General features: G+C 61.6%; 16 protein-coding genes and 2 tRNA genes. 15 read left to right on the top strand and 3 right to left on the bottom strand.

The genetic code is table 11. The features are described from left to right. Positions 1-283 precede the first annotated feature (283 nt). Complete coding sequence (locus RQ865_RS08420) at positions 284-1,480, bottom strand: pyridoxal phosphate-dependent aminotransferase (protein WP_311478809.1); 1,197 nt, start codon at positions 1,478-1,480, stop codon at positions 284-286. 178 nt (positions 1,481-1,658) lie between these two features. Between RQ865_RS08420 and RQ865_RS08415 the strand changes: the two genes are divergently transcribed. The 5 genes from RQ865_RS08415 to rplA all read left to right on the top strand — a co-directional run bounded on the left by RQ865_RS08415 (position 1,659) and on the right by rplA (position 4,805). Continuing rightward, positions 1,659-1,731: transfer RNA gene (locus tag RQ865_RS08415), tRNA-Trp, on the top strand. A 238-nt stretch (positions 1,732-1,969) separates the two neighbouring features. Continuing rightward, positions 1,970-2,419: a preprotein translocase subunit SecE gene (secE, locus tag RQ865_RS08410; RefSeq protein WP_311478808.1), complete on the top strand. Its 450-nt coding sequence runs from the start codon at positions 1,970-1,972 to the stop codon at positions 2,417-2,419. Between the two features lie 73 nt (positions 2,420-2,492). Beyond that, positions 2,493-3,407 carry a transcription termination/antitermination protein NusG gene (nusG, locus tag RQ865_RS08405; protein ID WP_311478807.1) on the top strand — a complete coding sequence of 305 codons (915 nt, stop codon included), beginning with the start codon at positions 2,493-2,495 and terminating at the stop codon, positions 3,405-3,407. 149 nt (positions 3,408-3,556) lie between these two features. Continuing rightward, positions 3,557-3,991 (top strand): 50S ribosomal protein L11, encoded by a 435-nt coding sequence (gene rplK, locus RQ865_RS08400; protein WP_201518524.1) that lies wholly within the window; start codon positions 3,557-3,559, stop codon positions 3,989-3,991. A 121-nt stretch (positions 3,992-4,112) separates the two neighbouring features. Beyond that, positions 4,113-4,805, top strand: coding sequence for a 50S ribosomal protein L1 (gene rplA / locus RQ865_RS08395; protein ID WP_311478805.1), 693 nt, complete (start codon positions 4,113-4,115; stop codon positions 4,803-4,805). Positions 4,806-4,889: 84 nt separating this feature from the next. Here rplA and RQ865_RS08390 read toward each other — a convergent pair whose 3' ends face one another. Continuing rightward, positions 4,890-5,903 carry an NADP-dependent oxidoreductase gene (locus tag RQ865_RS08390; protein ID WP_311478803.1) on the bottom strand — a complete coding sequence of 338 codons (1,014 nt, stop codon included), beginning with the start codon at positions 5,901-5,903 and terminating at the stop codon, positions 4,890-4,892. Positions 5,904-6,016: 113 nt separating this feature from the next. On the opposite strand from RQ865_RS08390, the gene RQ865_RS08385 reads away from it, so the two are divergent. Further along, on the top strand, positions 6,017-7,051 hold the full coding sequence (locus tag RQ865_RS08385) for a PfkB family carbohydrate kinase (RefSeq protein WP_311478801.1): 1,035 nt from the start codon (positions 6,017-6,019) through the stop codon (positions 7,049-7,051). Positions 7,052-7,117: 66 nt separating this feature from the next. Continuing rightward, positions 7,118-7,951: a YqaJ viral recombinase family protein gene (locus RQ865_RS08380; RefSeq protein ID WP_311478800.1), complete on the top strand. Its 834-nt coding sequence runs from the start codon at positions 7,118-7,120 to the stop codon at positions 7,949-7,951. Positions 7,952-7,955: 4 nt separating this feature from the next. Here the strand turns inward: RQ865_RS08380 and RQ865_RS08375 are convergent, their stop codons facing one another. Beyond that, entirely contained in the window at positions 7,956-8,654 is a 699-nt protein-coding gene (locus RQ865_RS08375) for an NAD(P)H-hydrate epimerase (protein WP_311478799.1), read from the bottom strand. 311 nt (positions 8,655-8,965) lie between these two features. Between RQ865_RS08375 and rplJ the strand changes: the two genes are divergently transcribed. The 8 genes from rplJ (at position 8,966) to RQ865_RS08335 (ending at position 14,907) form a co-directional block, all read left to right on the top strand. Next, complete coding sequence (gene rplJ / locus RQ865_RS08370; protein WP_311478797.1) at positions 8,966-9,481, top strand: 50S ribosomal protein L10; 516 nt, start codon at positions 8,966-8,968, stop codon at positions 9,479-9,481. 45 nt (positions 9,482-9,526) lie between these two features. Further along, positions 9,527-9,916: a 50S ribosomal protein L7/L12 gene (gene rplL / locus RQ865_RS08365; RefSeq protein ID WP_201518518.1), complete on the top strand. Its 390-nt coding sequence runs from the start codon at positions 9,527-9,529 to the stop codon at positions 9,914-9,916. Between the two features lie 217 nt (positions 9,917-10,133). After that, on the top strand, positions 10,134-10,895 hold the full coding sequence (locus RQ865_RS08360; protein ID WP_311478795.1) for a hypothetical protein: 762 nt from the start codon (positions 10,134-10,136) through the stop codon (positions 10,893-10,895). Between the two features lie 63 nt (positions 10,896-10,958). After that, positions 10,959-11,043 (top strand) — tRNA-Ser (locus tag RQ865_RS08355). 236 nt (positions 11,044-11,279) lie between these two features. Further along, complete coding sequence (locus RQ865_RS08350) at positions 11,280-11,825, top strand: hypothetical protein (RefSeq protein WP_311478794.1); 546 nt, start codon at positions 11,280-11,282, stop codon at positions 11,823-11,825. A 92-nt stretch (positions 11,826-11,917) separates the two neighbouring features. Further along, positions 11,918-13,168, top strand: a complete 1,251-nt coding sequence (locus RQ865_RS08345) for an SPFH domain-containing protein (protein WP_311478793.1) — start codon at positions 11,918-11,920, stop codon at positions 13,166-13,168. 9 nt (positions 13,169-13,177) lie between these two features. After that, the gene (locus tag RQ865_RS08340; RefSeq protein ID WP_311478792.1) at positions 13,178-14,569 is read left to right on the top strand and encodes a TFIIB-type zinc ribbon-containing protein; all 1,392 of its coding nucleotides are present in this window, start codon (positions 13,178-13,180) and stop codon (positions 14,567-14,569) included. Between the two features lie 5 nt (positions 14,570-14,574). After that, the gene (locus tag RQ865_RS08335; protein ID WP_311478790.1) at positions 14,575-14,907 is read left to right on the top strand and encodes a hypothetical protein; all 333 of its coding nucleotides are present in this window, start codon (positions 14,575-14,577) and stop codon (positions 14,905-14,907) included. Positions 14,908-15,037: the final 130 nt, after the last annotated feature.

Below are 15,037 nucleotides of genomic sequence, written 5' to 3'. Positions count from 1 at the left end.
GGATGTGTGCCGGGACCAGGCGGGGCGCCGACGCGGGTCAAGCACGCCAACGGTGCCACTTCGCGCAGTTTTCTCACAAAGTGGCACCGCGCCCGACTAGTGGCACCGGCATGCCGGTGCCACTAGTGATTGGCGGTGCCATTTCCTGCAGGGAGGGGAGGTGTGAGGGCGAGGCGGGGATGAATGTGTGCAGCGCGGCAGCGCTGAGCGGGGCGTGCGCCGCGCGGAAACCGCGAGGGCCCCGATCGTGAGCGATCAGGGCCCTCGCCGAAAGCGGATGCGGTTAGCTGAACAGGTCGCGGATGCGGCGCACACCCTCAACGAGCTGTTCGTCGCCGAGCGCATAGCTCAGCCGCACATAGCCCGACGGCCCGAATGCCTCGCCGGGCACGATGGCCACCTCGACCTTGTCGAGGATGTAGTCGGCGAGTTCAAGCGAGGTGTTGATCTGCTTGCCGTCGTACTCTTTACCGAGCAGCTCGGTCACATCGGCATAGACATAGAACGCACCCTCGGGCGTGGGAACCCGGAAGCCCGGCACCTGGCTGAGCTCTTCAACCATGAGCTTGCGGCGGCGGTCGAAGGCGACGCGGAACTCTTCGATCGGCTCCATCGGCCCGGTGAGCGCGGCGAGGGCGGCGCGCTGGGCAATGTTGTTCACGTTGCTGGTGAGGTGCGACTGCAGGTTGGCGGCACCGGCAATCACATCCTCTGGGGCGACCATCCAGCCCACTCGCCAACCGGTCATCGCGAACGACTTGGCAACACCGTTCACCAGGATGCAGCTGTCGGCAAGTGCGGGCACTGCTTCGACAATCGAGGTGGCTTTGACACCGCCGTAGGTGAGGTTCTGGTAGATCTCGTCGGCGATCACCCACACGTTGTTGGCGAGGGCCCACTCGCCGATGGCGCGGGTTTCTTCGGCGGTGTAGACGGCGCCGGTGGGGTTCGAGGGCGAGACAAACAGCATGGCCTTGGTGGCAGGAGTGCGAGCGGCTTCGAGCTGCTCGACGGTGACCTTGTAGCCTTGGTCGGCGCCGGCGAACACTTCAACGGTGGTGCCGCCAGCAAGTTTGATGACCTCGGGGTAGCTGGTCCAGGCAGGGGTGGGGAGTAGCACCTCGTCGCCTTCACCGACGATCGCGTTGATCGACTCAAAAACCGCCTGCTTACCACCGTTGGTGACGATGATGCGGTTGACCGGCACCTCAAGACCCGAGTCGCGGGCGGTCTTCGCGGCGATTGCTTCGCGCAGCTCGGGCAGACCGGTGTTGGCGGTGTACTTGTGGTTCTTGGGGTCGCGTACGGCTTCGAGTGCAGCGTCGATCACGTGTGCCGGGGTGGCGAAGTCGGGTTCACCGGCGGCGTACGAGATGACGGGGCGTCCCTCTGCTTTGAGGGCTTTGGCTTTGCCGTCAACTTTCAGGGTTGCGGAGGGGGCAATGGCCGCGATGCGCGGCGAGAGTCGGTTAGCAGACATGTCTCCAGATTAACCCCTAATGAATGTGATTCGTCGGGATGCGGTCGGGTTGGCCAGACAGTTTCGTGGGCGTGGGTAAATGGTGACTGGATGCGCGGCCCGGCGCTGAATGGCGAGATTGTGAGAAAGCGACTAAACTAAGCGAGTCGCTGACTGCAAGCAGTTGGTTGGCAAACTTAGGGCGGTAGCTCAATTGGCAGAGCAGCGGTCTCCAAAACCGCAGGTTGCAGGTTCGATTCCTGTCCGCCCTGCGCCTGGAAGAACCCCGCGGTAAGCATTGCGGGGTTTCTGTTTTATGTCGCCGTGAGGTTTCAGCACTGTCGCTACGGCGAGTGTTTTTGGTCGGTTCCAGAGCCGTTTGACCGCTGCCGCAGGTGGGGTGGGTGGACGCATCCGTGCCGGTGAAGTACCCTGGTGGGGTTGCCCAACGGCATCATGTGGCGTGCCCAAAAACAATCACACCCACATCCAACGACAGGGGGAAATCGCGTGGCCACTGACGAGCGTGACGACGAGCGGATCGACTCGACAAGCGACGAGCTGACGAGTCGATCCGCCGACGACGCTGCGGTGACTCGGTCGGCTAAGAAAAAGGCGAAGGCTGCAGCGACCGAACCGAAGGGGAAACGCACCCCCAAGCGCAACGAGAAGCGCAGCAAACACAAGGCCGAGCGCGAATCGCGCGGCATTAAGAAGTTCTTCCAAGAGGTAGCCGCCGAGCTCAAGAAGGTGATCACGCCCACCCGAAAAGAACTGTGGCGCTATGTTGGCGTGGTGCTCGGCTTCCTCGTGGTGATGATGCTGATCGTCACGGTGCTTGACTTCGGCTTTGGTATTGGCTCGAGCTGGCTATTCGGTAACGGAACAGAACTGTTCCCGCAGGCGCCGGCAGTTCCCGACCCGACCGCCATCCCCACTCCCGTACCGACGGGGCAATAAGACCATTCCGTTCCAGCTACCTGTGCTGGTGCGATGATTTCACTTCACAACGATCGAAACGAGAAGAGTTCAAGTGTCTGACCGCAACCTATCCGACCCCAACAACCTTTTTGAGTCGGCTGAAGAGCAGGATTCGGAAGTTCAGGAGGCCCAGGAGGGCGACCGCGTCGACGAGTTTTCGGCTGCCGAAATCACCGCGGCTATCGATCAGGAAGACGCCGATTTCGACGATGACAGCGACGAGGCCGAACTCACCAGCGAGCTGAGCGACCCCGAGGTCGATGAGCAGGTGAATGACGTGCTCGATGTCGACAACGAAGAAGAAGCGGCCGCTCAAGCCGCTGCCACCACCGACGAGGCTGAGGCTGCTGCGGAGATTGACCCGCTGGTTGCCTTCAAGAAAGAACTGCGCCGCCGCCCCGGCAAGTGGTATGTCATCCACACCTATGCCGGTTTCGAACGCAAGGTGCGTGAAAACCTCAACCAGCGCGCCCAGACCATGGATGTTGAAGACGACATCTATGAGATTCAGGTGCCGATGGAGGATGTCGTCGAGATCAAGAAGGGCCAACGCAAGATGGTCTCGCGTGTGCGCATCCCCGGTTATGTCATGGTGCGTATGAACCTCAACGAAGACACCTGGTCGGTTGTGCGTCACACCCCCGGCGTAACTGGGTTCGTTGGCAACGCCCACAACCCCGTGCCGCTGCGGCTCAACGAGGCATTCGAGATGCTCAAGTCGACTGTCGAGATGCCCTCCGATGCTGCTGGCGCCGCTGCCGCTCAGGGTGGTGCTGACAAGCAGCCGATCACCGAGGTTGAGTTTGAGATCGGCGAGACCATCACCATCAAGGAAGGCTCGTTCGAGGGCCTCAACGGCACGATCACCGAAATCAACACCGCCAGCGGCAAGCTCACGGTGCTGGTTTCGCTGTTCGGGCGCGAGACTCCGGTTGAGCTGGCCTTCAATCAGGTCATCAAGCTCTAAATTTCACTGGTGTGCCGCGTTCGAGCGCGGTAGCCTATAAAGGTTGTGCACTCCCCCCGGTGGGTGCGCAAGACAAGCACCGCGCGCGGGATCGGCCCGCGAGGCGGGAGAGGGATGCTTGCGGCATCCACTCGATGAAAGGAAAACACATGGCACCGAAGAAAAAGGTCGCGGGTCTGATCAAACTGCAGATCCAGGCTGGCGCCGCTAACCCGGCACCCCCGGTTGGTCCGGCTCTGGGTCAGCACGGCGTCAACATCATGGAGTTCTGCAAGGCGTACAACGCCGCCACCGAGTCGCAGCGCGGCAACGTGGTTCCGGTTGAGATCACCGTGTACGAAGACCGTTCGTTCACGTTCACGCTCAAGACCCCGCCGGCAGCTGAACTCATCAAGAAGGCAGCCGGTGTGAAGAAGGGCTCGGGTGTGCCCCACACCAACAAGGTCGGCAAGATGACGCTCGACCAGTGCCGCGAAATCGGCCAGACCAAGATGGCCGACCTCAACGCCAACGACGTTGAAGCCGCCGCGAAGATCATCGCCGGTACTGCCCGTTCGATGGGCATCGAGGTCACCGGCAACTAGCCGCACCCGCGTGGGTTCGCATCCTGCACCGATCGCACGGGCATGAGCGCCACGCATCCCAACTTTTAGCGGGAGAGCCAGCCTGGCTCGTTCGACCGCACACTCTCGTAAGGAGCACAACATGGCAAAGAAGTCGAAGGCGTACCGCGCCGCGGCCGAAAAGATTGAAGAGGGCAAGCTCTACACCGTTGACGCGGCTGCCGCGCTTGCTAAAGAAACTGCCTCGCAGAAGTTTGACTCGACCGTCGAAGTTTCGATGCGTCTGGGCGTCGACCCCCGCAAGGCCGACCAGATGGTGCGCGGCACCGTCAGCCTGCCGCACGGTACCGGTAAGACCGCTCGCGTGATCGTGTTCGCGCAGGGCCCCGCCGCCGAAGCTGCCCTCGCGGCCGGCGCCGACGAGGTCGGTAGCGACGAACTCATCGCCAAGGTCGCTGACGGCTGGACCGACTTCGATTCGGCCGTCGCCACCCCCGACATGATGGGTAAGGTTGGTCGTCTCGGTAAGGTGCTCGGTCCCCGTGGCCTCATGCCGAACCCCAAGACCGGCACCGTGACCCCGGATGCAGCCAAGGCTGTTACCGAGATCAAGGGCGGCAAGATCGAGTTCCGCGTTGACAAGCACTCGAACCTCCACTTCATCGTGGGCAAGGCTTCATTCGACACCGACAAGCTCGAAGAGAACCTGCGTGCCGCGATCGAAGAGGTTGTTCGTCTCAAGCCGTCGTCGTCGAAGGGTCGCTACATCATGAAGGCCAACGTTTCGACCACGTTCGGCCCGAGCATCCCGCTCGACGTTTCGGCACTGTCGTAACCGTCAGAATCAACGACCAGTTCAGAGGGGTTCAGCGTTTGCTGAGCCCCTCTGGCGTTTCCCGGTTACAGATCAAGCGCTCAGCTACCGGCGCAAATCAAACACGAGTTTGCCGCGGGTGTGCCCCTGCTCAATACGCTCGTGTGCGGCGGCAGCCTCGTCGAGACCAAACACCGCATCAACGTGCACGCGCAGATCGCCCTGATCAAATAACTGCGCGAGCGTACGCAAAATGCGCCCCTCGGGCGAGAGCTTCAACACCGACGCCCGCAGCCCCCGACCGGCCGCCGCGACCTCTTCGTGCATCGTTGGCCACGATCCGGTGGGCACATTGATGATCAGGCCGCCATCGCGCAGCACCGACAGCGAACGCGTCCCAGTGTTGTCGTGCACGTTGCCGATCAAATCAATGACCACATCCACCGGTTCAGCAATTACCTTTTCAAATCGCTCATTGCGATAGTCGATCACCTGGTCGGCACCCAGCTTACGCAGCCATTCATGGTTGTGGGCGGATGCGGTGGTCACCACCTGCGCGCCGTAAAACTTCGCCAGCTGCACCGCAAAATGTCCCACACCACCGGCACCGGCGTGGATGAGCATCCGCTGCCCGGTGTGCACCCGCGCCGCCTCAACTACCGCCCACCACGCGGTGAGTGCCGCCAGCGGCACCGCACCGGCCTCGGCCCAGTCGAGCGAACGAGGCTTGTGAGCCAGCGACATCAGTGGCACCGAAACATACTCGGCCTGAGCGCCCTGATAGTGCGGCGTGAGCAGCATGCCCCACACCTCATCACCCGGCTGAAACTCGGCCAGCTCAAACGGTGCCTTCACCACCACTCCGGCGAACTCACCGCCGAGAACGAACGGGTGATCAACCACCGCGGCCATCCCCGACCCAGCGCGAGTTTTCGTCTCAATCGGGTTGATGCCCGAGGCGAACACCCGCACCAGCACATCGCTATGCACCACGACCGGCAGCGGCATCTCTCGCACTTCGAGGCAATCGGTGCCGCCAATTCCGGTGGCAACCAGCGCGCGCATCCGGTCAGTGGTGGGAAGTAGCGACGAAACATCCTTGGCAGTTGAGTCGGTCATCCCTCAAGTTTGCCCGACGCGCGCTTGAGAAACCGTGATCGAGGGGGCCGGATGCGGAGCGACTATTTACACAGAACCGTTAGTTTGGATGCACGCAAGAGAAGGGACTCGTAATGGCCGCAGTGGTTTCGCTCACCCCCGCACCCGTGATCGACCGCACTTACTTTGTTGACGTGTTTGATGCCGGCAAGGTCAACCGTGCCACCGAAATCCAGGAGTTCCTTTCGGGTAAGGGGATTAACGTCTCACGCACTCTGCGTGTGGCGGGCGTACCAACCTCGGCGGTGCTGCCAATCGGCCGCGAAGACGAACACCTGCTGTTCCGCACCCCGCACCCGCAGATCCTGCGCATCCTGCCCATCCCGGGCCGCATGCGCGTAAACACCGCGATTCTCGAATCGAACGGGCGTACCACCAACGTCAACCAGCGCGCTGTGCCGATTCCGCAGCGCGCGTGGGATGACGTGATTGACATGACGGTGAACGAGATTCAGTCGCTGCGGGCCGACTGGCTGGTGGTTTCGGGGTCGATTCCGCGACACCCAGAAACTGACGAAAAAGTCGACCTCGCCGAGCTGTTGAGCGAGGCGCGACGATTGGGTACCCGTGTGGCGTTTGATTCGTCGGGTTCATCGCTCGAAAAATGGACCAACTCGGGGCTCGTCGACCTCATCAAACCCAACGCTGACGAGATTGCCACGCTGGTGGGCCGTCACCTCGAAACTGTCGGTGATGTGCTCGAAGCCGGTCGTGAAGTTGTTGCGAACAGCGGCATCGAGGTTGCGCTGGTGTCGATGGGTGGCGATGGCGCGTTGGCGATCACCCGCGATGAGGCCTGGTGGGGATACTCTGCTGCGCGCGAAGTGGTGAACACCACCGGCGCCGGTGATGCGTCGCTCGCTGGATTTGTTGGCCACTCGATTCAAGGGCGCGGGCAGGCAGGGGGCCGCGTTGATTTCGGCACGCTGCCGAAACTCTCGCTGCAGAAGGGCCTGCGTCACGCGGTGATGTACGGTGCGCGGGCCGTTGAAGTGCCCACTACGATCATCGAGTCGATGGATGCGTTGCCAGAGGCCATTATCGAGGCCCCCGACCCCAACAAACCGCTCTCAGAACCCACCAAGTTCTTCGAAACGCCCTCGGCGTAGAGCCGTTCACCGCATCCCCGGCGGGGGATTGCGCGCCAGTGAGGATGCGGTGACACAATGGTCACCATGGTCTTTTTCCGCCCTACACAGCCGGAATCGGCCGGGGTGCGGAAGCCAGAGACTGGGGATTTCAGCCCCCTCGCGCTTGCCGAACCCCGCTTCGATCACCTCGCCGAAGCCGCTGCCGTCGACATCAGCACGGTGCCGCTGCAGCCGGCCAGCTTCGTCGTGCCCGAAACCCGGCCTGCCGACTCGGCACTCGCAGCCAGCACGAGCGTGGGGACGGTCTGGCGCGCGGGCATCCTTGACGAACTCAAGCAGCCGCGTGTTACCGGTGAGCTCGCCGATCGCATCGTGTGCGCCGCTGACGACACCGATCGCTGGTTGCGGGCGCGCCGCCGGGGAGTCACTGCCACCGACGCGGCGCGGTTGGCGACGGCGAAGTCGGTGCGCTCGGTGGTGCTCGACAAGGTGCAGGGCGGCGGGTTTGTGGGCAACGCCTACACCGACCACGGGCGCAAACGCGAACCGCACATCGTTGAGTGGATGCGGCAGCGGCACGATATCGCCGGCTGCGGACTGTTGATCCGCTCGGCCGAAAACGAGCGCCACCTCGCAACACCCGACGGGCTGGCACAGTGGGGCGATGAGGTGGTTCTCGCTGAAATCAAGACCACCAATAAAAACTGGAACTGCATCCCGCCGAAATACTTGCGGCAAGTGTGGTGGCAGCAGTATGTGGTGGGGGTTGAACGCACACTTTTTGTGTGGGAGGTGCACCACAATTTCGTGGTGCAGGATGCTGAACCCCGCGCGGTGTGGATCGAACGTGACGACGCGCAAATCGCGAAACTTGTGCGGCTGGCCGACCACGTGCTTGAACAGCTCGACTCGCTGTAGCTAGCTAATCGACGCTGATCGCCGGTGTTACGCCAAGTAGCCCCTGGCTGGCGCCGATAGGTTCGAGCCAAACCTTGCCCGCATAGCCGGGGCCGTCGGCCTGCAAAAGCCCGGCCTTGATACCGATGAAGGTGACCGTCAGGTGAGCCGGCAGCACCGCATCCGGTTCGGCAACAACGCCGCTATCGGGATCGATCCCGCTGGGAATATCCACCGCCACCACCAGCGGGCCGTCACCGATCGCTGCCTTCACCGCGGCAATCACATCGCGAGCGTTTCCGCGGAGGGCGGGCGACCCGCCTGTGGCCACGCCACCCGACCCGATGCCGAGCACCCCGTCGATCACCACATCAGCCGCTGCTGCGCTTGCGGCGGCAGCGCTCGGGTTGGTCGGCTCGGTGAGCAACTGTGCGCCGGCAGCAACAGCGGCTTCGGATGCTGACTCTGGCAGCTTGCCCATCGCCGCGACAATCTCTACCGAAACGCCAGCGCGTGCCAGCTCGGCCGAAGCGTAGAGCGCATCCCCGCCGTTGTCTCCGGCACCGGCAAGCACGGTTACCCGAGCTGCCGTTGGGGTTGGCAGTAGGCTCAGCACGTGATCGGCGAGCGCTGCCGATGCGCGCTGCATGAGCGGCACATTGCGTGCGAGCAGGGGAGCTTCGGCGGCGCGGATCTGCGCGGCGGTGTATCCGAGTTTCGGCATGTCACCCAGTATCTCGCGCCAGTTCGCGACCGAACTCAGATTTCTGCTTGCGCCTGCACAACGTCTTTGGCTACTATTGACGCAGCCTTAGACCGCTGGTGACTGGCGTGTGCGCAAGCAGATGTCAGACGAAGGTTTCGATGAAACGGCCCGCGCAGGTGACCACGAGCAATCTCGCATGCGCATTCGCGCGTTCGCGCTCCGGCCATCTGCCGGAGCGTTTTTTCGTGGACCTGGGCCTCTTGTGAGGCACACCGGTGGTGCGTCCGGCGCATCCGCGTTGGACGTGCAACAGCATTGAGAGGAGACCCATGGCGAACAAGGACGCAGCTATCGCCGAACTCACGGACAAGTTCCGCGAGTCGTCGGCGATTGTGCTGACCGAGTACCGCGGGCTCACCGTGACGCAGCTGAAGACGCTGCGCCGTTCACTCGGTGAGCACGCAACCTACGCCGTGGCAAAGAACACGCTCGCCAAGATCGCGGCTAAAAATGCCGAGATCGAAGGCGTCGAAAACTTCCTGAGCGGTCCGACTGCAATCACGTTCGTGACCGGTGAGGTTGTTGACGCTGCTAAGGCGCTGCGCGACTTTGCCAAGGACAACCCTCTCCTGGTGATCAAGGGCGGCTACTTCGATGGCAAGCCGCTCACCCCGGAAGAGGTCAACAAGCTCGCCGACCTCGAGTCCCGCGAAACGCTGCTCGGCAAGCTTGCCGGCGCGTTCAAGGCCTCGATGTTCGGTGCCGCATACATGTTCACCGCGCCTGCGTCGAAGGCGGTTCGCACTATCGACGCGCTGCGCGAAAAGCAGGAATCCGCGAACTAGTCCAACCGGACCGCGGCGTAATTTCACCATCTAAGGAGATACAAAATGGCAAAGCTCACCGCTGAAGAGCTCATCGAGCAGTTCAAGGAGCTCACCCTCATCGAGCTCAGCGACTTCGTGAAGCTCTTCGAAGAGACCTTCGACGTTACCGCTGCCGCTCCGGTTGCAGTTGCTGCTGCGGGTGCTCCCGCTGCCGGTGGCGACGCTCCGGCTGCTGAAGAGAAGGACGAGTTCGACGTCATCCTCGAAGCCGCTGGCGACAAGAAGATTGCCGTCATCAAGGAGGTGCGTGGTCTTACCTCGCTCGGCCTCGGTGAGGCAAAGGCACTCGTTGACGGTGCCCCCAAGGCTGTGCTCGAGGGTGTCAACAAGGAGACCGCCGAGAAGGCCAAGGAAGCCCTCGAGGGCGCTGGCGCAACCGTGACCCTCAAGTAGTCACGTGCTTCTCGCGGCCCAGCCGCAAACTCTGATGCGGGCTCAACCGAAAGGTTGGGCCCGCATCGCTGTCTGCATCAGAGAAATGTTGCACTCTATATCAGTCGTGAGAAAGCTTTTGGAAAATCTCTGCAGATTTACGGCCCGGTGCGGGTAGTATCTCAACCAGATTGTTATCTTTCTCGTAAATCGGGGGCCTGGCCAGAAGGGATGGGGCATGCTTCGTGCAGCGGCGCCGAGCTGGCGCAGGTTCGTCTGCACTTCGGCGGTGACCGCCGGCCTCGTCCTGTTTGCCCCCGCATTCACGGCTGCGGCTGATGTGCCCGAAACTGCCGATGCTGCTGATATCGCGTCGGCATCCGACAACAGTGTTGTAGAGCAGCCCGGCAGTATCGTGACCGACGCTCCCGACCCTGAAGCCACCGCCACCGAGACTCGCGAACCGTCAGTCGAGGCCACCACTTCGCCGGAGGAAGCGGAAACTGTGCAGCCGCCAGCAGTGGATCACCCCACTTCGACTGTCCCGCAGTCGAGTGGCAGTGGCGGTGCCTCGCCGAGCATCACGACCGATGAGACTGGCGACCCTGAACCCAGCGTCTCAGAACCGGCGTCGGAAGAATCGTCGCCATCACACTCGCCAGACGGTCAGTCGAGTGCGAGCGAAGCCGGGGAGGTTACCGCTGGGGCTGATGGCGGCGCGGGGGCAGTGGTTCCGGCTGAACCGGGTAATGGTCGGGCCGTGCAGCCGCGGACAATTTCGACAGAAGCTTCTGTTATACATTTCGAGACGGTGCCTACCGGCATGGTCGAGGATGCACTGAAGGCTTCGGCAGACAAGTCTGGTCAGGATGCGGCAGCCAAAAGGCAGCGGATCGCTGCTACTGGTGCCGACAACAAGATTTGGATGCTTAGCTGGTCTGCTGCCGTGCTTGGGCTTGCGGGGTTGTTGTTTTTGCTTCGGCTGCGCCGGAACGCCTAGCTAAAGATTCGCCCTCAGGGTTGCTGCCCACTAAGATGGCAAGGTGTGTCGCTGCGACACTCTGGAGGATTCGCCTAGTGGCCTATGGCGCACGCTTGGAAAGCGTGTTGGGTTAACGCCCTCAGGGGTTCGAATCCCCTATCCTCCGCGTTGGGCTGTGCTCCGGTTTGTGCCGGGGCACAGCCCATTTTGGTGGGGTATGAGAACCCCTGGGTTTGGGCCCCCGCTGCCGGAGGCTCGTCGTTCCGTTTGCGGAACGATGAGTGGCAGTAGGGGACTATCCTCCGCGTTGGGTTGTGCTCCGGTTTGTGCCGGGGCACAGCCCGTTTTGGTGGGGTATGAGAACCCCTGGGTTTTGGGCCCCCGCTGCCGGAGGCTCGTCGAGTGCAACTGCAGGATGAGCTTGGCTCCCTGGTGCGGATGGGCGGCACGCATGGTTTTCTTCGGCTTGGCAGCAATGCACTAGTATCTGGTGACATGAGCGACCAGATGAACTCGAATCAGCCCCCCGCCAACCAGGATTTCGGGGCACAGCCTCAGCACCCCGGTGCTAACGCACAGGGTGGTTACAACCCTCAGGCGCACCCCGCGCAGCAGCACCCTTACCCGGCACAGCAGCAGCACGCTGCAGCGGGGTACCCGACCAACGCCGCCGGTCAAGCCAACCCGTATGGTGATGGCGCTGCCCACCAGGGCAAGACCCTCGATCAGCACCTGCGTAGCATTGGCCTCGGGTTGCTCGGTTTCGGTCTGCTGCTTGGCTTCTGGAACTTCATGAACAGTATGTCGGTCATGAGCGATCTGGGCTTCTTCAACGCCTACTTCTTCGTGCAGAAGCCGATCCACATGTTCCAGGCGTACGGTAGTGTCGTGGGTGTTGTTGGCGGCATCATCCTGTTGATTGCCAGCGCGGCTGTCAAGAAGAAATAAGGCATCACGAACATGTTTGTAACTTGCCGGTACTGCTGTCGGTAGTACCGGCAAGTTGTTCGTGTAAGTGCCCGAGACGAAGGAATTAGATCATGGGATTCATCCAGGCAGCAGCAGGCGCAATTGGTGGAACGCTCGCGGATCAGTGGGTTGATTTCCTCGCGCCGCCCGAGAACGTCGCCCCCACGGCGGCCATTTTCCCTGCGGTGGCATACGGTCAGAACCGGGGCCGTGGCTCGAACACTCGCGGTTCGGCCAACATCATTACTGACGGCAGCAAGATTGTTGTTCCCGAAGGCTACGCACTGCTCACTTTTCAAGAGGGGCGCATCACCGGTATCGTTACTGAGCCTGGCGGCTATGTGTTCTCACCGAACGACGTGAACTCGAAGTCGATTTTCACCGGTGGCGGCCTTGTTGGCTCGCTGGTCAAGCAGTCTTGGGAGCGTTTCAAGTATGGCGGCCAGCCGGGCGCGCAGCACCTGGTTTTCTACATCAACCTGAAAGAGATCCCGAACAACCGTTTTGGTACGCAGTCGGAAATCTATTGGGATGACGCCTACCTTGGTGCGCAGGTGGGTGCGCTCACTCGCGGCACCTACACGCTGCGTATCGTGAACCCCATCCTGTTCACCCAGCAGTTTGTGCCCTACACCTACCTCGGCCCGAACGCTTCGGTGTTTGACTTCACCGACCTCGACAACGATGCGGCTTCGCAGCTGTTTAACGAGGTTGTTTCGAGTCTGGCCCCGGCATTCTCGAACTACACGAACGACCCCAGTAAGGGCAACCGTATGGCGCGCATCCAGGGTGACTCACTCGGTTTCGCGCAGTCGCTTTCGAAGGCGGTTGAGGATGCCTACCAGTGGAATAGTGCTCGTGGTCTAGAGATCGTGAGTGTCGCGATTCAGTCGATTGAATACGACGAAGACACTCGCGCGCTGCTCAGCGACGCCAAGAAGGCGGATGCGCTTTCGGGTCGTCGCGGGCAGTCGTTCTTGCAGCAGTCGATGGCGCGCGGTTTTGAAGCAGCCGGTGAACACGGCGGCGGTGGTGGTATCGCGATGATGGGTATGGGGGTTAACTCGGCCGGTGCGGCAATGAACTTCCAACAGCAGGGCCAGGATGCTCCCTACCAGAATCCGTTCCAGCAGCAGGCCCAACCCGCTCAGCAGCAAGCCCCGGCACCTCAGCAGCAGGTGCCCGAGCAGCAGGCGCCGCAGCAGCCAGCCGAGCCGAGCGGCGCGGCGAAACTCGCTGAGTTCAAGCAGATGCTCGACCAGGGGCTGATCACGCAGGAAGACTACGACGCCGCCAAACGTCGCGCGCTGGGCCTCGACTAGGCCCGCCCAGTGTTTCCCGGAGGAAAAGAACTGGGAGACTACCTGCGCCGTTTCGCTGAAGAGCAGCTTCGGCGCGCTGAGTCGACCAGTAGTCAAGGGACACAACACCTAAACGGTGACCACTCCTTCCCGGTGTCGGGCGTGCCCGGCACCGGGGGCGGGGTGCCACCGCAGGGCGGCTCTGTGCCCCCACAACCGCATCCTGAACCCAAGCCTTTCGTCGAAGACGGCGGGGTGAAGTTTGTCGATACCTCGGCCGATAAGGCACACGGTGTAAACCGCTGCCCGCGCTGTGGTTCCACTGAAATTTCGATGCGGGCCAACACCGGCAAACTCATCTGCCACTACTGTCGACACGAGTGGCATGAGGGCTCGATGGAGCAGAGCTTCGGCCTCGACACTCCGGTGAGCGAGCTTCGGGGTACGGTCATTGCAACTGGTGCCGCGAATATCCAGGAGTCGACCGAGGATGTTTTGACACTCAAGTGTCAGGCCTGCGGTGCCGAGGTGGTGGTCAACACGCAGGAGGTGCTGCACGCGCGCTGCCACTGGTGCCGTAACACACTCACCATTAACGCGCAGTTGCCCAATGGTGCGGTGCCCGACGGTCTCTTGCCGTTTTCAATCACCCGCGAAGACGCGATCGCTCGCATCACCGAATTCGTTAAACAGCGCCGTTTCTTTGCGCATCCGCAGTTCACCCGACAGTTCGCGCCGGATGAGGTGGTGGGGGTGTATCTGCCCTATCTGACGATGGATGCGAACGCTCGCGTCACAGTTGAGGGTGAGGGCGAGATCGAAACCCGCAGCTATAAGGTGCGACGCGGTGATGATGAGTGGGAGACGCGCTATGACGCCGACCGCTACCGGATCGGCCGCGACTTCAACCTCTATGTGGATGATTTGACCATTGAGTCTTCGTCGACTCGCGCCGATATCGATACATCGCGTAATACCAACAACATCATCAATTCGATTCTGCCGTTCGACACGAAAAACGCGGTGACCTATAACGCCAACTATTTGCGCGGTTTTACTTCTGAACGTCGCGATATCAATCTGGATGGGATGACGCGGGATGCCTATGAGCGCGTGTTGTCGATTGGTCGGGCACGTGCAAATGAACTGATTCGCAGGTACGACCGCGGCGTGCGCTGGCAGTTTGAGCGGCTGCGAGTGCGGGGTACGCGTTGGGTGTCGCTCTATTTGCCGGTGTGGCTATACAGCTATTACGAGGAACGAACCGGCCTCAAGCACTATGTTGCGGTGAACGGTCGCACTGGCGAGACGATGGGCTCGGTGCCGGTGCGCAAGTCGAAGCTGTTGGCAGTGTCTGGGATGATCGGCGTGGTCGGCTTCGCGCTAAGTTGTGTTGTGGTCTGGGCCATGATGATGGGGTAGCAGGCATGATGTGGTTCGAAACATTTCCGGTATTGCTGAGCGCGACCGCGGTGCTCGCCGATTCGAGCAGCGGTGATGGCAATGCGCTGTATCTGTTGGCTATTGGTCCGGCTGCTGCGGTATTTTTCTACACGACCGTGCACTTGCGCTATCGCAACACCGATAAACGGCACGAGTATGAGCGGCAAACGAGTTCTGAGATCTCGGATGTGCAGGGCTACGACACGAGGGTTCAACAGTTCACCGGGCTGCGGAATCGGTGGATGGATGGTCGTAACGAACACGTGCCGACTCAGCGGCTTGGCCACAATACGACGATCGAGCGCGAGGCTGAATAGCTTCGGTGCATCTGGCAGTTCATGTCTGCCCAAACTGCGCATGGCTGCTCGGTGGAAGTGATCGAGACATACGAGAAGACCCCTCACGCACCCGCCAGAGCCTGGTTACCCTTGCTTCGTTTCCGACCTG

This window comes from uncultured Gulosibacter sp. (assembly GCF_963509965.1).
GTDB lineage: Bacteria > Actinomycetota > Actinomycetes > Actinomycetales > Microbacteriaceae > Gulosibacter.
This window is presented reverse-complemented; position numbering and strand designations above follow the sequence as displayed.

Bases quoted from the DNA above. Each gene is read 5' to 3' on its own strand.
- RQ865_RS08420 (WP_311478809.1), bottom strand. From the start codon at position 1,480: ATGTCTGCTAACCGACTCTCGCCGCGCATCGCGGCCATTGCCCCCTCC.
- rplK (WP_201518524.1), top strand. From the start codon at position 3,557: ATGGCACCGAAGAAAAAGGTCGCGGGTCTGATCAAACTGCAGATCCAG.
- rplA (WP_311478805.1), top strand. From the start codon at position 4,113: ATGGCAAAGAAGTCGAAGGCGTACCGCGCCGCGGCCGAAAAGATTGAA.
- RQ865_RS08390 (WP_311478803.1), bottom strand. From the start codon at position 5,903: ATGACCGACTCAACTGCCAAGGATGTTTCGTCGCTACTTCCCACCACT.
- RQ865_RS08385 (WP_311478801.1), top strand. From the start codon at position 6,017: ATGGCCGCAGTGGTTTCGCTCACCCCCGCACCCGTGATCGACCGCACT.
- RQ865_RS08380 (WP_311478800.1), top strand. From the start codon at position 7,118: ATGGTCTTTTTCCGCCCTACACAGCCGGAATCGGCCGGGGTGCGGAAG.
- RQ865_RS08375 (WP_311478799.1), bottom strand. From the start codon at position 8,654: ATGCCGAAACTCGGATACACCGCCGCGCAGATCCGCGCCGCCGAAGCT.
- rplJ (WP_311478797.1), top strand. From the start codon at position 8,966: ATGGCGAACAAGGACGCAGCTATCGCCGAACTCACGGACAAGTTCCGC.
- rplL (WP_201518518.1), top strand. From the start codon at position 9,527: ATGGCAAAGCTCACCGCTGAAGAGCTCATCGAGCAGTTCAAGGAGCTC.
- RQ865_RS08360 (WP_311478795.1), top strand. From the start codon at position 10,134: ATGCTTCGTGCAGCGGCGCCGAGCTGGCGCAGGTTCGTCTGCACTTCG.
- RQ865_RS08345 (WP_311478793.1), top strand. From the start codon at position 11,918: ATGGGATTCATCCAGGCAGCAGCAGGCGCAATTGGTGGAACGCTCGCG.
- RQ865_RS08335 (WP_311478790.1), top strand. From the start codon at position 14,575: ATGATGTGGTTCGAAACATTTCCGGTATTGCTGAGCGCGACCGCGGTG.